The organism is Sphingomonas sp. SphC10, from assembly GCF_057004845.1.
In genome coordinates, this window is record NZ_CM168044.1 from 2582433 (window position 1) to 2595925 (window position 13493).

Genomic DNA, 13493 nt, shown 5'->3' on the forward strand with positions numbered 1-13493 from the left:
ACGAAGGCTAGCCCGATCAGAAATTGTAGAACAGGCTCAGCGTCGCCTGACGCCGGTCGCCGGGGATCGCCCAGCCGCCGGTGATGTTGCCGGTCGTGCCGTTGATATTGTTGCGCACGCCCGTGACGTATTTCTCGTCGGTGAAGTTCTGAACGTTGAGCTGCATCGTCCAGCGCTGGGCAATGGTATAGGCCAGGAAGGCGCGGTGGATCAGATAATCGTCCACATGGAACTGCACCCGATTCCCTGCGACGGGGAAGTTGGTCGCGAACGATCCCTGATAGGTCAGGCCGTAACCGACCTCCAGGCCGAAAGGCAGCTTGTAGGTGGTGAACAGGCTGCCCGAATGCTCGGGCGTCTGGACCAGTTCGGCGCCCGCCTGCGGATCGAGCACGCCCGCCGCCTTGTCGCGGTTCGAGATGCTCTGCAGCACTTTGCCGTCGAGATAGGTATAGTTGGCAAAGATCGTCCAGGCCGGGGTGATCGATCCCGACGCACCCAGCGCGATGCCGTCCACCCGGCTGCGTCCGTCCAGCACCTGCAAGCCCACCGGCAGTGCCGGATCGTTGGAGGGCACGCGGTAATTGGTCCGCTCGTTGCGGAAGACGGCGGCGGTCAGCTCCAGGCGACGGCCGAACAGCCCGGCCTTCACCCCCGCCTCGTAGTTCTTCGCGGTTTCCGGTGCCACGGCGCAGGGGTTGGCGGCGGTCGCGGTCGACGGCACGCCGCAGCCCAGCCGGACGGTCGTCGAGGACGGCGTCTTGGCATTGCCATAGCCCGCATAGACGCTGACATTCTCGACCGGGTGGAACACCGCGCCCGCCCGCCAGGAGAACAGCTTCTCGCGGCTGACCTGAGGCTGATAGGCGAGCTGACCCGCATTGGCCGCGGCCAGCGGCAGGGCGCGGAAATTCGCTTCCTGATATTCCCAACGCACGCCGCCGTTCAGCTCGAAGAAGTGGTTCAGGGCCAGCGTGTCGAAGGCATAGACGGCCAGGTTGCGCGTCTCGCTGCGCGACTGGGCGGTGGCTACGAAGTTGATCGGGCCGGTATAATTGGTGTTCGGGTTGGCGATGTTGATCACGGGCTGTGCCACCACGCTGCCATCGGCATTGCGCAGCAGCGAGCCTTGGGTGATCCGGTAATTCTCGATCATGCCCGACATGCCGATGTTCAGGACATTGTGGAGGCCGCCCTTCGCGCCTGCCTCATGGCGCAGGTCGATCTGGTTGGTCAGCATCTGGTTCTGCTGATCGCGCACCAGTCCGCGCGGGCCCGAAGGCTGGTAGAAGCCCGCCGGAAGATTGGCCGGGCATGCCGCACCGATCGCGGCCCCCGGCGTCGCCGTCACCGGCTGGCGATTGGTCGCGGCGAGACAGAAGGTCCCCTGCGGCGCGGAGGTGACGCTATCCTGCGTCACCTGCTGCCAGCGGGTCAGGTTGCGCACGCTCCAATGCTCGTCGATCTGGTGGCGGAAGGTCGCGGTGAAGCGGTCTACCGTACTGTCCTGCCGGTCGAGATTGGCGATCCCGAAATAGCTGGAGCGCTTGGCCCCCGGCACGAAGCCATCGACCAGGCCATTGTCGAACCAGGGGATGCCGTAAACCGGCGTGTTGCGATCCTCCTGATGGACATAGGCCAGAGTCAGGCTGGTCGGCCCGCCAATGCCGATCGTGACCGAGGGCGCGATGCCCCAGCGCTGCATCTTCTCGACATCGCGGCCGGGCACGTCGTTATGGTGGTATGCGCCGTTCAGGCGCACCGCGACCAGATCCGACACGCGGACATTGCTGTCGATCGCACCACGATAATAATTGTCCGTGCCGACCGAGCCCTGCATGATCGTCAGCGTCTCGGGCGTGGGCACCTTGGAGACGAGGTTGATCGTGCCCCCGACCGAACCCGATCCGTTGAAGACGCTGTTCGCGCCGTTGTAGACCTCGACCTGTTGCAGGTTGAACGGGTCGGTGCGGCTGTACTGCGCGCTGTCGCGGACGCCGTCGATGGTGATGTCGTTGCTGGCCGAATAGCCGCGCAGGTTGATCGAGTCGCCGTAACCGCCGCCGCCCTCGCCCGCGCCGAAGGTGATCCCCGGCAGCGTCTGGAGCACGTCGCGAAGCGTCTGGAGATTCTGCTTCCGGATGGTCTGCTCGCTGACCACGGTGATCGTCTGCGGCGTGTCGAGCAGCGCGGCGGTGGCCTTCGGGCTCTCCAGGACCGCGGCGCCGGTGCCGCGCTGGCCGGTGACGATCACGTCGCGCGCGCCAGTCGAATCCTGGGACTTGGCCACAGCGGCGGGCGGCGGCGCGCTGTCGGCGCGGGGGCCGGTCTCTGCGGCGGCGACATGCGGCGCGGTGGCCAGAAAGCCCACGCACGACAATGCGATGAACGAATGCGACATGAATGTTTCCCCTTCGAGGGCACCGGCTATTGCGAAACATTCGCACTGTCAATGCGATTGCTAATGATTATCATGCTGATGTTATAGTCGGCCCGCTGAGCATACCGATCCGCTCCCGGTCGGGCAGACCCGACGGAACTGCCGAAAATGGACAATCGGCTGGGTCGCTCCATGGCGCCTTCCGCATCCGGATTTCGCTTCTTCCGAAACGAAAATTTTACGACACAACGGTAAGATTTTCGGGATGAAAGAGCAGCCGACCACGAATCGATACCTCCAGATCGAGAGCCGACAGGTCGCGCTCGGCATGTACATCCATGCGTTGCACTGCTCGTGGATTCACAATCCATTTTGGCGAAAGTCTTTCCTTCTGACCGAGCCGGACGATCTGGATAAGATTCGCGCATCGGTGCCGTCCGTCACCATCGACCTGACCAAGGGGCGCGGCCCCATGATGATCGCTGCCACCGATACGCCCGAGCCTGTCCTCGCGCCCGTCGTCGAGTCGATCACCAAGCCGATCGTCACGGCCCTGCGTCCGCGTCGCGCCAAGCCCGCGACCGAGGTGGAGCGGGCCAGCGCCGTATCCGCGCGCGCCGCCGCCGCCGTGGCCCAGCTGTTCGGCGAGGCCCGGCTCGGGCGTACCATCCGCACCCGCGACCTGGTCCCGATCGTCGAGGACATTGCCGAGACGACCGCCAAGTCCGCCGCCGCGATGATCGCGGTCACGCGGCTGAAGGACCGGGACCAGTATATCTATATCCACTCGGTCGCAGTCGGCACGTTGATGATGAATCTCGCGCGTCATCTGGGCCTCAACGAAGAGGATGTGCACGTCGCCGGTATGGCCGGACTGCTGCACGACATCGGCAAGATGCAGATCGACGCCGATGTCCTCGACAAGCCCGGTCGCCTGACCGCCGAGGAAATGGTGGAGATCCGCCGCCATCCGGGCCTGGGCCATCGGATCCTGGGCGACATGAACGACCTCGACCCGCGCATCCTGGACGTGTGCCGCCATCATCACGAGCGGATGGATGGCGCCGGTTATCCCGACGGCTTGCGCGGCGACGAGATCAGCCAGTTCGTCCGTATCTCGTCCGTCTGCGACGTCTATGACGCCGTGACCTCGATCCGCCCGTACAAACGCGCCTGGTCACCGCACGAGGCGCTGGCGCAGATGCTGGAATGGGACGGCCATTTCGATCCCGAGACCCTGCGCGCCTTCATCGCCAATCTGGGCATCCAGCCCTTTGCCGCGCTGGTCCGGCTGCGGTCCAATCGGCTGGGCATCGTGGTTCGCGAAGGGGAATGTCCGACCATGCCGGTCGTGCGCGTCTTCTTCGACATTCCCAGCCACGGGCCGGTCGCGATCGAGGATGTCGCGACCGCACACGACCCGATACAGCGCGCCGAACGCGGCGATTATTGGTTCGGCGAACGCTGGCCCGCACTCCAGGCCGAAATCCTGGCGGAACCCACCTTCCCCGAAACCCCGCTGAGCCGCGCCGTCGGCGGGCACTAGATCCGCCTCCCGTCCCCGCCACACAGCGCGATGGCGGGAGCCCGTGCAATTCTGTATGGCGCGCGGGATGATCCGCCTCAGTGAATTGAAACTGCCTCTCCACCATGCGGACGAGGCCCTGCCCGCCGCCATCTGTCGCCGGTTGCGCGTGACGCCGCGCGAGCTGGTCCGCTTCGTGATCGCCCGGCGCGGGCATGATGCGCGCGACAAGAACAATATCCAGCTCGTCTATTCGGTCGATGTGAACCTGAAGAACGAGGCTGCCGTGCTGGAGCGGTTCCGCCGCGACCGCGATATCCAGCGCACGCCCGACACCCGCTATCACCTGCCCAGCGCGCCGCCGCCGGGCACCAAGCGCCCGGTCGTGATCGGCGCGGGCCCCTGCGGCCTGTTCGCCGCGCTGGTACTGGCGCAGGCGGGATATCGCCCGATCATCCTGGAGCGCGGCAAGGTGGTGCGCGAGCGGACCCAGGACACCTGGGGCCTGTGGCGCAGGAGCGTGCTCAACCCCGAATCCAACGTGCAATATGGTGAGGGCGGCGCGGGCACCTTTTCGGACGGCAAGCTCTACAGCCGGATCAAGGACCCGCGCCACCTGAACCGCAAGGTGCTGACCGAGTTCGTCAAGGCGGGCGCGCCGCCCGAAATCCTGACCGAGGCACATCCGCATATCGGCACCTTCCGCCTGGTCACGATGGTCGAGAGCATGCGCGCGACCATCGAGGAACTGGGTGGCGAATATCGTTTCTCCACCCGGGTCGACGGACTGGACGTCGAAACCGACGGGTCGGGCACGCGCCGGGTGCGCGGGCTGCACCTGAACGGCGGCGGCTATCTGGAGGCCGATCACGTCGTCCTCGCCATCGGCCACAGCGCACGCGACAGCTTCGCGATGCTCCAGTCGGCGGGCGTGTATGTCGAGGCCAAGCCCTTTTCGATCGGGGTGCGCATCGAACATCCGCAAGGGTGGATCGATCGCGCGCGCTTCGGGCATCAGGCGGGGCATCCGATCCTGGGTGCGGCCGAATATCACATCTCGCACCATTGCCAGAACGGGCGGACGGTCTACAGCTTCTGCATGTGTCCGGGCGGCACGGTGGTCGCCGCCACGTCCGAAGAGGGCCGCGTCGCGACCAACGGCATGAGCCAATATTCGCGCAACGAGCGCAATGCCAATTCGGGCTTCGTCGTCGCGATCGACCCGGAACGCGACTTCCCCGGCGATCCGCTGGCGGGACTGGCGCTGCAACGCCATTGGGAGGAGCGCGCCTATGTCGCGGGCGGTTCCAACTACAAGGCCCCGGCGCAGCGGGTCGGCGACTTCCTGGCCAAGCGGCCCTCGACCAGCCTGGGTTCGGTCACGCCGTCCTACCGCCCCGGCGTGACGCCGACCGACCTCTCCGAATGCCTGCCCGACTTCGTGGTCGAGGCGATGCGCGAAGCGATCCCGGTCTTCGGCCGCCAGATCGCCGGTTACGACCACCCCGACGTGGTGATGACCGGCGTCGAGACGCGCACCTCCTCGCCGGTCCGCTTCACGCGTGGCGAGGATGGGCATAGCCTGAACACCTATGGCCTCTACCCGGCGGGCGAAGGCGCTGGCTATGCGGGCGGCATCCTGTCGGCGGCGGTCGACGGCATCAAGACGGCCGAGGCGGTCGCGCGCAGCATCGGTACGCCTTGAAGATTTTCTTCGACGGCGGGCTTCGCCCCGGCGGCATGGAATATGCCGTGGTGATGGGCGGACAGGCTCGCATCGTCCGAGACCTGGGGCCCGGCACCAGCATGACCGCCGAATGGCTGGCGCTGATTGCCGCGACTGAGGCGGCGCAGGAGGCCGGGCTGACCGATGCGCTGTTGCTGGGCGATGCGGCCGCCGTGGTGGCGCAGGCGACGGGAAAGGTACGGGTGCCCCCCGCGCATGTCGCGCATTTCGCAGAATGGGCAGCGCTCCCCCGCCCGCCCCGCTTCCGGCTGCGCCATATCAAGCGGACTCAGAACCTCGCGGGGATCGCACTGACGCGGTCGCGGGAGAAAATAGGAAAGGAATAAGCCGCATCGTTATGGCGGCGCGTTCGATCAGAATAGAAAGCAGACATAGCTATCTATGTGGGCAGGCGACCGCCGGGGTCAGTGTGATGTTGCGGAAAGTGAGCGGGAAGCGCTTTTCCCCATCGTCGGTCTCTACCGTCGCAAATCCTTTGAACGTTGCCGGTACCAGCCCGCTCCCGTCCGCCGTTTTAACATCGGTCCGCTGTACGGGCGCATAAAGGGTCACCAACACGAAGGCACGCAAGGCTTTAGGGCCGCGCTCATTGAACCATGTAGCGCCTTGGCTACCTTCCCCGGCAAGTTCGCCATTCGGCGTTGCGCTGCTGCCAGCCGTTATCCGCCACCCGGTGGGAATGCGACATACCGAGTTGAACTCCACACCCCAAGTGTCGATCGAAAATGCTTTAACGCTGCCCGTGCCTTTGACGGGAAGACCGTTTATCGACAGGAGGTAGGTACGAGGATGATCAACGGCGAACGCTTGCCCCGGCAGCAAAAGCAATAGTGGGAAAAGCCGTTTCATTTACGGACAATCTGCCAAGTGCCGAATTTTCGCAACTGGGCGTTTTCCGACCACCCCCTTTACCGGCGCGCGCCTTCCTCCACCGGCCCCATCGCAAACGTCCGCGACAGACCGTGATACAGCTTCTCGCGGCATACCAGCTGGCTGACCCCGTCGGCGATGAAGGCGGTGGCGAACATGGGCAGCATCAGGCCCCGGCTGGCGGTCGTCTCGGACAGGATGATGACGGCGGTCAGCGGCGCGCGGACGACGCCCGCGAAATAGCCGACCATGCCCAGGATCACGATCGCCGAGGCGGGCGAGTCCGGAAAGACCGAGCGCAACAGATTACCCAGCCCCGCGCCCACCGACAGTGACGGCGCGAAGATACCGCCGGGCAGCCCGGCAACGGCGGTCGACAGGGTCGCGAGGAACTTGGCCGGGCCGTACCAGAGCGGCGCATCGACCCCGACGATCATCGCCCGCGCTGCGCCGTAACCGGTACCCCAGGTCAGGCCGGTGCCGACGCCCAGCCCGGCGACCGCGACGCCGCACAGCGCGGCGAACAGAATGGGACGCCGCTTGCTCCACAGGGTCACGCGGTTGGTGCCGGTCGCCATCATCAGCATCAGCCGGGCAAAGCCGCCGCCCGCCAACCCGCCGACGATCCCGGCGACCGGCGCGGCGACCAATGCGGTGACGATCGGCATATGCGCGCTGATCAGCCCGAAATAGACATAATCCCCCTGCGCCGACTGGGCGACCATGCCCGCGATCGCGATGGCGGCGATGACCAGCAGCGTAACCTTCTGCTCATAGGCAGACGCCAATTCCTCGATCGCGAAGAGCAGCCCGGCCAGCGGCGTGTTGAACGCCGCCGCGACGCCCGCCGCGCCGCCCGCGATCAGCACCGCACCGCGAAGCGGCACGCCCAACAGGCGGTGGGTCAGCCCCATGATGGCAGCGGCGATCTGCACCGTCGGCCCCTCGCGCCCGACCGAAGCGCCGCCCAGCACCGCCGCCAGCGTCAGCCCGGCCTTGGCGACGACGGTGCGGATCGACACCAAACCGCCGGTCGCCCGTTCGGGATCGGCCTGTGCGGCCATGACCTGCGGAATGCCCGACCCGCGCGCGAGCGGCGCGAACCGGCGCGTGATCCAGACCAGCCCCGCGAACAGCAGCGGCGTCACGACCAGCGGCGCCCAGTGATAACGGTGCGCGAAATGATTGAAGATCTCGCCCGCCGCATCTGCCGCCTCGGCAAAGACCGTCGCGGCCAGCCCGATCGCGACCGCGCCGATCAGGATCGCCAGCCGGGTGCGGAACTTGACCGATCCCGGCCCCTGCGCCCGCAGCAGTGCACGATAACGCGCAGGCGTCCATTTGCGGAATGACGGGAAGGGCGGACTCTGCTCGGCCATGGTTCGCCCCTACACCCTTATCGCTTCGTAAAACCAGCCATAGCGCTCGCCCTGATCAGGGCAGCGGCACCGCGTCCTTCGCCGGTATCCTGCTCGACACCGGCTTGCCCGGCACGACGATACGGCCGATCATCCGCGCGCCGGATGCCCCAGCCACGCGCGGTCGTCGTCTCCAGCGCTTCTGACCACACCCCGCGGGCAACGCGGAGTGATCGCGGCGTCGCGAATGCCTGCCGCATGGGCCTTCAGCATGGGGTTGGTGGTCTGCCCCCCCTGCCCCGTCATCAGACCATGAGTCCCCGCCGCCGGGCCCCGAACAAGCTAATCCAGCGAATAGCCGGTCAGGGCGGGCGCGAAGCGGGCATTGTGCAATTGGCGCAACCGCTCGACCTGCGCCAGCGAGGCGGTCAGGACGGCGGCGGGGGCCAGCCGGTCGGCGCGGTGTAGCGCGATCACATCGGCATCGGGCAGCGCCTGCACCGCCGCCTCATCGATCGTGTAGAGCCCCGCTAGATCATGCGCGCCCCCATCCGCCTTGGCCAGCGACAGGCCCAGCGCGCGGATCAGGCCATGCGCGGCCCAGGCATCGACCAGCGCCTGTGCGGCCTCGACATCCGCCACCAGCCGTTCGAGCGCGCGGGCGATGTCATCCGCCAGCGGCGTCGGCTGCTCCCCCGCGAACAGCGGACCTCCGGCATCGCCCAGGCTGGGGTCGGCCGGATCGATGGCCAGCCCCGCCGCCCCGCGCGCATCGAGCCGGAACCCGCCCAGCATCACCGCGCGCGGCACATAGGTCGCCTGGAACCCGCCGCCGAAGACGAACAGATTGGCGGGCTCGACCAGGCTCATCAGCGCGATCAGGTTGAAGCGCCCGGTCTGGCCGTCCTTGGCGAGGCACAGGGGCATGTCGGCCGCGGCAACCGCGATCTCCGACAGGCCGATCCGGGCGAAGCGGCGCGTCCCGCCTGCGGCATGGCGGTTATAGCGCAGCCCGCGATGCGCGGCCGGGGAAAGCGGGGTGATACCGGTCATACCCGTTGCAGACCATGTTCGCGGATCGCGCGCAACAGGTCGCGGTGTCGCGGCGCGCGGGCACGCAGATCGTCCCTGGCGCGCGCCATCCGCGTGACGAAACGCTGCGCCAGCGCCGTGTCGGGAGCGGCCGCGTCGATGCGCGGCTGGCGACTGTCGAAACCCATGCCGTGCAGGACATATTGATAGCTGGGCCAGGAAAAGACCTCGCGCGCATGATCGAAGTCCTGCGGGCCGGGCGAGTGATGCCGCCACAGCTCCAGCCGCTCGGCCAGGCTGTCGGGGATGGACGACGCCGCCACATTGTCGCGCCAAAAATCAGTGTCGGTGCGCCGGGTCAGCACATAATGCAGCTTCAGGAATTCGATGATCCGCATCCAGTGATGGGTGAAGGTCGCGTTGAACTGGCGTGCCATCACATCCATCGCGGCGCGGGTGCGCGGCAGGCGGTCGGCGATCGCATCCATCGACGCCTCGATCAGCATCAGCGCCGACGCCTCCAGCGGCTCGATGAACCCGGCGGAAAGGCCGACCGCCACGCAGTTATTCTGCCAGAAGCGCGTCCGGTGTCCGGCATCGATGGTGATCCGGCGTGCGCTCAGCCCCTCGGCGGCCGGACCGACATAGGCGCGCAATGCCGCCTCGGCCGCATCGTCGCTGGTGTGGGCGCTGCTATAGACATGGCCGACGCCGCGCCGGGTCCACAACCCGATGTCCCAGATCCAGCCCGCGTCTTGCGCGGTCGACACCGTATGGCAGGTGATCGGCGCATCCTGATCCGCATAGGGCAGCTGAAGCGCCATCGCCCGGTCGGCGAACAGCACATCGCCGCAGCGGCGGAACGGCACCTGATAGACGCCGCCGATCAGTCGCGCGGCAAAGCCGGTGCAGTCGATGAACAGGTCGCCCGCGACCGTCCGCCCATCGGCCAGTTCCAGATGCATGATATCGCCATGGTCGCTCATCTGCGGGCGCACCACATCGCCCAGCACATGGTCGATGCCCAACGTGCCGACGCCATGTTCGCGCAGCAGCGTGGCGAATTTGCCCGCGTCCAGATGATAGGCGTAATTCGCATGACCCGCATATTCGGGCATCACGATCGTCTTGGGCCCCAGCCCCGCGTCGCACAGCATCGCCTGGTAATCCACCCAGTCGGCGAAGCTGGCATTCTTCGCCGCCCCGTGCAGCCAGTGCGGCGCCAGATCGATCTCGGTCGCGCCCGCAGGCGGGTTGAGCGGATGGTAATAGCCGTCCTGCGGCGTCCCGTCGGTCCAGCCGACGAACCGCGCACCCTGTTTGAACGCGGCGTCGCAAGAGCGGATGAAGTCGGTTTCGGTGATGCCGATCTTCATCAGCGTGTTGCGCATCGTCGGCCAGGTCCCCTCGCCCACCCCGACCGTCGGCACATGGCGCGACTCGACCAGCGTGACCTGCACCCCGCTTCCGATTCGATGGGCCTGCGCCGCCAGTCGACAGGCCGCGATCCACCCTGCCGATCCGCCGCCGACCACGACGACGCGCCGAACTTCCGTCTCGCCCACCTGTGCCTCTCCCTCTCCGCTCTTCGCCTTTTATACCGAAACTTCCGATACCTAGAAGAACTGCCCACCCTTGTACTTGTCAGACATAGCTTCTAACAAGAGCAGCATAGATGCTCGCCAAGAAGCATCGAACACCGGTTTCATAGGGGAGAGCTATGCTGAAGAAAGCCCGGAATCCAAAGACCAGCGCCCGCTACGCCGCCCAAGGGCTGGCCAGCGCACTTGTCGCACTTATCGTGGCCACTCCGGCCCTGGCGCAGAGCCAGACGCCACCGGCGGACCAGACCGCCACCCTGCCCAGCCAGAGCGAAGCCGACGGCACCTCGGCCGACATCATCGTCACCGGCATCCGGCGCAGCATCGAATCGGCCGCCGCGATCAAGCGCGACGCGGCCGGTATCCTCGATGCGATCTCGTCCGAGGATCTGGGCAAGTTCCCCGACGCCAATGTCGCCGAGTCGCTCCAGCGTATTCCGGGCGTCGCGATCGACCGCAGCAACGGCGAGGGCGCATCGGTCAGCGTGCGCGGCCTGGGGCCCGCCTTCAACACGGTGCTGTTCAACGGCCGCAGCTTCGCCTCGGACAATTACAACCGCGCCTTCTCCTTCGACCTGATCCCCGCCGAACTGATCAGCGGCGCGCAGGTCTATAAGAGCTCGCAGGCCCCGCTTCAGGGCGGCGGCATCGGCGCGACGATCAACGTCCAGACGCCGCGCCCGCTTGCACTCAAGGAGTTCAAGGGCGTCTTCACCGCCAAGGCGCTGTACGAGGGCAACAGCAAGAAGGTCACGCCGCAGCTGTTCGGCCTGCTCAGCGACACCTTCGCCGACGGCAAGCTGGGGCTGCTCGCCTCGCTGTCCTATCAAAAGCGTATCGCCTCGATCCGGGCGATCAGCACCGACGGTTATATCCCCGGCACCTCGGTCGGGCCGAACAACGCGCCGCTCTACACCAATGTCTATGCGCCGCGTAACCAGGACGTGAACGAGACGCGCGACGACCGCACCCGCCTGGGCGCGACGCTGGTCGCACAATATGCACCGACCGACGCGCTGACCTTCACCGTCGACGGCCTCTACAACCGCTTCAAGAGCGACACGACGACGCGCGGCCTGGGCAGCTGGTTCGAGCCGACCAGCTATACGGCGGCGGGCATCGATTCGAACCGCACCGTCACCTCGCTGACCACCAACGGCAATGCCGACTTCATCGCCTCGGGCGGGGTGCGGGAGACGACGACCTATGAGGCCGGATTCAACGCCGAATGGCGTCCGGCCGACAATGTCCGCATGGTCTTCGACGCCACCTATTCGCAGGCCAAGAATGCGGGCGGCGGCAAATCCTATTTCACCGTCATCGGTGTGCCGACGCAGTATTCGTTCAATGCGGCACAGGGGAACGGCATCCCCTCGACCTCGGGTTACGCGAACGGCGTGCTGACCAACCCGGCGCTGGGCCGCACCCATATCGCCGGGCGCAGCGGCAACGACGTGACCGAGAAGGTCCAGGAATATCGCTGGAACACCGAATGGAAGCCCGGCTGGGACATCGTCACCGCGCTGCGCTTCGGCCTGACCGGCACTTCGCGCGACAAGCGCAACGTGCCCTTCTCGTCCGACCCCAATATCGGCTGCCTCTATTGCGGTTATCCGACGCTGGCCGATCCGTCACTACTCTCGCCCTTCACCCTGGGGTCGCTGGGGCAGAAGGGCGGCAGCGTGCCGACCACCTTCCTGACCTATAATCCGCAGGCCTATTTCAACTATCTGACCAGCACCGCCGCCACGACCGCGCTCGATCTGGCGCGCGGCCAGCCGGTGGGTACGACGGCGGCGATCTTCGCGCGTACCAACGGTTATGCGGTCACCGAGCAGCCCTCGGCACGGGTGCGCGAGAAGGTCTTCGCCAGCTATGCCGATGTCGATCTGGAGGGCACGGTCGCCGGGCTGCCCTGGTTCATCAACGTCGGCGGGCGTTACGAATATACCGAGCTGGTTTCGGCCGGACAGCAATTGCAGCTAACCGACCTGCTGCCGGTGCCGGGCGATCCGACCACCTATACCGGCGTCTTCGCCAACAACCGTGCGGCGGTGTCGGTCGACCGGCGTTCGTCCTACAGCAACTTCCTGCCCAATCTGAACGCGAAGCTGAACCTGACGCCCAAGCTGCAGGCGCGCTTCGCCGCTTACAAGACGCTGACGCGCCCCGCCATCGGCGATCTGGCGCCCAGCCTGGACATCGGCACGCTGCGCCCCGCCACGCTGACCGCCAGCGGCGGCAACCCGGCGCTGAAGCCTTACCGCGCGACCAATTTCGACCTGTCGCTCGAATGGTATCCGACGTCGACCACCACCCTGTCGGCGGCGGTGTTCCACAAGACGGTCGACGACTTCATCGTCCAGACCTTTGGCGAGGAACTGTTCACCATCGCCAATGCGGGCAATCTGCCGGTCGGCGGGCTGATCGTCGGGCAGAATACCGCGAAGTTCAGTGTCCGGCGTCCGCGCAACGCGGAATCGTTGAAGATCAAGGGGCTGGAACTGAACCTGGTCCATACGCTCGACTGGCTGCCCGGCGTGCTCAGCGGTTTCGGCGTGCAGGCCAACGCGACCTTCGTGACCACCAACCGCGAGTTCGACGTCAGCCAGGTGGGCCAGTCCTTCGCGGCGGAAGGCATCGGCAATTCGCAGAACGCGACGATCTTCTACGAAAAGTTCGGCGTGTCGGCGCGCATCGCGTACAACCGGCGCGAACGCTTCCTGCAACAGCTGGCGGGCGGTCCGGGCAACGAACCGGTGTTCGTGCGCGACTACGGCCAGTTCGACGGCAGCGTGGCGGTGAACATCACCCCCTTCGCCCAGGTCTTCGTCGAGGGCACCAACCTGTTCAACGCGAAGTATTTTGCGACCGGGCGGTTCGACAATCAGCTGCTGCGCTACCAGAATTTCGGGCCGCGCTACGACGCGGGCGTGCGCTTCTCGTTCTGATGCGCGGGCGGTGCGGGAGGGTTTCGACG

Annotated in this window: 9 protein-coding genes; 4 read left to right on the top strand and 5 right to left on the bottom strand. The window is 66.3% G+C overall.

Going from position 1 to position 13493, the window contains the following annotated elements:
* Nucleotides 1–16: 16 nt before the first annotated feature.
* Nucleotides 17–2401: a TonB-dependent receptor gene (locus tag ACWKSV_RS11775; RefSeq protein ID WP_076713960.1), complete on the bottom strand. Its 2385-nt coding sequence runs from the start codon at nucleotides 2399–2401 to the stop codon at nucleotides 17–19.
* Between the two features lie 307 nt (nucleotides 2402–2708).
* Between ACWKSV_RS11775 and ACWKSV_RS11780 the strand changes: the two genes are divergently transcribed.
* The 3 genes from ACWKSV_RS11780 to ACWKSV_RS11790 all read left to right on the top strand — a co-directional run bounded on the left by ACWKSV_RS11780 (nucleotide 2709) and on the right by ACWKSV_RS11790 (nucleotide 5978).
* On the top strand, nucleotides 2709–3926 hold the full coding sequence (locus ACWKSV_RS11780) for a cyclic di-GMP phosphodiesterase (RefSeq protein WP_237243578.1): 1218 nt from the start codon (nucleotides 2709–2711) through the stop codon (nucleotides 3924–3926).
* Nucleotides 3927–3993: 67 nt separating this feature from the next.
* Nucleotides 3994–5610 carry an NAD(P)/FAD-dependent oxidoreductase gene (locus ACWKSV_RS11785; protein WP_076717709.1) on the top strand — a complete coding sequence of 539 codons (1617 nt, stop codon included), beginning with the start codon at nucleotides 3994–3996 and terminating at the stop codon, nucleotides 5608–5610.
* A complete protein-coding gene (locus ACWKSV_RS11790; RefSeq protein WP_237243458.1) occupies nucleotides 5607–5978 on the top strand; it encodes a reverse transcriptase-like protein in 372 nt (123 codons plus the stop codon). Before ACWKSV_RS11785 ends, ACWKSV_RS11790 begins: the two co-directional genes overlap by 4 nt.
* Before the next feature lie 49 nt (nucleotides 5979–6027).
* Here the strand turns inward: ACWKSV_RS11790 and ACWKSV_RS11795 are convergent, their stop codons facing one another.
* From ACWKSV_RS11795 to ACWKSV_RS11810, 4 genes are all read right to left on the bottom strand, one after another.
* Nucleotides 6028–6501, bottom strand: coding sequence for a hypothetical protein (locus ACWKSV_RS11795; protein ID WP_156884141.1), 474 nt, complete (start codon nucleotides 6499–6501; stop codon nucleotides 6028–6030).
* Between the two features lie 59 nt (nucleotides 6502–6560).
* Nucleotides 6561–7901 (bottom strand): chloride channel protein, encoded by a 1341-nt coding sequence (locus tag ACWKSV_RS11800; RefSeq protein WP_076713963.1) that lies wholly within the window; start codon nucleotides 7899–7901, stop codon nucleotides 6561–6563.
* Nucleotides 7902–8222: 321 nt separating this feature from the next.
* Nucleotides 8223–8933, bottom strand: coding sequence for a SapC family protein (locus ACWKSV_RS11805; protein ID WP_076713965.1), 711 nt, complete (start codon nucleotides 8931–8933; stop codon nucleotides 8223–8225).
* Nucleotides 8930–10477, bottom strand: a complete 1548-nt coding sequence (locus tag ACWKSV_RS11810; protein ID WP_076713967.1) for a tryptophan halogenase family protein — start codon at nucleotides 10475–10477, stop codon at nucleotides 8930–8932. Before ACWKSV_RS11810 ends, ACWKSV_RS11805 begins: the two co-directional genes overlap by 4 nt.
* A gap of 155 nt (nucleotides 10478–10632) precedes the next feature.
* Between ACWKSV_RS11810 and ACWKSV_RS11815 the strand changes: the two genes are divergently transcribed.
* Entirely contained in the window at nucleotides 10633–13464 is a 2832-nt protein-coding gene (locus ACWKSV_RS11815) for a TonB-dependent receptor (protein WP_083706504.1), read from the top strand.
* The last annotated feature ends 29 nt before the right edge of the window (nucleotides 13465–13493 follow it).

What these genes read in the sequence shown, in the direction of transcription:
- ACWKSV_RS11775 (WP_076713960.1), bottom strand. Translation starts at nt 2,401, where the DNA reads ATGTCGCATTCGTTCATCGCATTGTCGTGCGTGGGCTTTCTGGCCACC.
- ACWKSV_RS11780 (WP_237243578.1), top strand. Translation starts at nt 2,709, where the DNA reads ATGTACATCCATGCGTTGCACTGCTCGTGGATTCACAATCCATTTTGG.
- ACWKSV_RS11785 (WP_076717709.1), top strand. Translation starts at nt 3,994, where the DNA reads ATGATCCGCCTCAGTGAATTGAAACTGCCTCTCCACCATGCGGACGAG.
- ACWKSV_RS11795 (WP_156884141.1), bottom strand. Translation starts at nt 6,501, where the DNA reads ATGAAACGGCTTTTCCCACTATTGCTTTTGCTGCCGGGGCAAGCGTTC.
- ACWKSV_RS11800 (WP_076713963.1), bottom strand. Translation starts at nt 7,901, where the DNA reads ATGGCCGAGCAGAGTCCGCCCTTCCCGTCATTCCGCAAATGGACGCCT.
- ACWKSV_RS11805 (WP_076713965.1), bottom strand. Translation starts at nt 8,933, where the DNA reads ATGACCGGTATCACCCCGCTTTCCCCGGCCGCGCATCGCGGGCTGCGC.
- ACWKSV_RS11815 (WP_083706504.1), top strand. Translation starts at nt 10,633, where the DNA reads ATGCTGAAGAAAGCCCGGAATCCAAAGACCAGCGCCCGCTACGCCGCC.